This window comes from Pontibacterium sp. (assembly GCF_041587635.1).
In the GTDB taxonomy this organism is placed as follows: domain Bacteria; phylum Pseudomonadota; class Gammaproteobacteria; order Pseudomonadales; family Balneatricaceae; genus Pontibacterium.
This window is the reverse complement of record NZ_JBFGYC010000730.1, coordinates 1-1,428: the sequence shown is the minus strand read 5'-3', so window position 1 is coordinate 1,428 and position 1,428 is coordinate 1. Positions and strand designations below refer to the sequence as shown.

At 43.3% G+C, this 1,428-nt stretch carries 2 protein-coding genes; both read left to right on the top strand.

All coding sequences use genetic code 11. The features are described from left to right. Window positions 1–620: 620 nt before the first annotated feature. Window positions 621–1,274 carry a phosphatidylcholine/phosphatidylserine synthase gene (locus ABYW01_RS21225; protein WP_372836587.1) on the top strand — a complete coding sequence of 218 codons (654 nt, stop codon included), beginning with the start codon at window positions 621–623 and terminating at the stop codon, window positions 1,272–1,274. Window positions 1,275–1,346: 72 nt separating this feature from the next. Then, window positions 1,347–1,428, top strand: an 82-nt coding sequence (locus ABYW01_RS21220) for an adenylyltransferase/cytidyltransferase family protein (protein ID WP_372836589.1), incomplete at its 3' end; no start/stop codon positions are given.

The following is a 1,428-nucleotide window of genomic DNA, read 5'->3' as shown; positions in this document are numbered from 1 at the left end:
CCTTTGCGTCAGACTTCCCTCTGTTCTGCTATCTCCAGAACTTCATCTACATCAATTCTCAGATAGTGAACGGTGCTTTCTAGCTTGGTATGTCCCAGGAGCAATTGAACCACAACACTGACATTCTGAGTTCGTTTATAGATCAGTGCAGGTTTAGTTCGTCGCATCAAGGTGGACTTTTTCGACCCAAAGAAGTCTCTCAGGCTAGTCGTGCATAGACTGAACTTCCCCAGATTAACGGATACCTTTAATCGGCGAACACTATATCGCCAAAATAGCTTTCAACTGACAAGAAAACCTAAGCTGTACGAGACGATACAAATTAAAAATTTAACCGCTGTGCGCCTGACTAAATAGAGCGTATAGTGGCGTAGTTAGTCTTTTCCTGTATCGAGCCTACTGGCCAACACGCCTCTATCCTCCTTATAGCGACTCTAAATTTGCATGTAAGCAAATAGAGTCGATTCATAGTACCTACCGTTTGTGCTTCTCAAGCTTAATGAGAATAGCCAGTCTTTTAACGTATCTCTGTGCTTTTGAGCAGCGAGATGCTGCGCGTGATATTTTTTAGCGTGATGTAGGTGCGTTCTTGATTTGTACTTATTCCTTTTAGGAGCTCCATGACTACCGGCATTGAAGAAACTCAAGAGTTACAACCTGCCATTATTTCCTATGTGAAAGACCTCCCTAATGTGTGTTCACTTGCCGGCTTAGCTTGCACAATATTGGCGATCTATTTCAGTATTATTGGCGTTTACTACGCAGCAATGATTGGCATGATCTGGGCAGTTGCCTTTGACTGGGCCGATGGTCTGGTTGCGCGAAGAATGAAGGGGCGTACAGGCAGTGACCGAATTTTTGGTGGTCAACTCGATCTGCTCATAGACATTGTTAGCTATGGTGTCGCCCCGGCGATCCTTTTGCTTAGTTATGGAGCGTTCGACCCTATATTTTTGCCAGCCGCTTTCATTGTACTCGCTGCCAGTGCGATACGCTTAAGTTACTTCAGTACCTTCGGCTTGTCTGACGAATCCAAATACACCGGGTTGGCGCTGGACAACAACAACATCCTACTGGTTTCTATATTTCTTTTAGAAAGTGTTCTTCCTGGTGAAATATTCACAGTGATCCTCTATGTCAGTGCTCTAGGGCTGGCCGCTCTCAATGTGTCTCAGATTAAAACGCCCAAATTTTCTGGCAATCCGCGAAATGTTTTTTTGCTTGCGTTTTATACGCTTGGAATTACGGGCATTTATGCTTGGAAGCTTTTGTAGTCAGTATTAGCACTGGTAAAACTGCCTGTAAAAAACGGTACTGATAATTATTTTTGAGGAATTAAATAGCATATGATTGTATATACCGTAGGTACTTTTGATTTGTTGCATGTGGGACATCTTGCTTTACTGGAGTACTGTAAATCATTGGGTG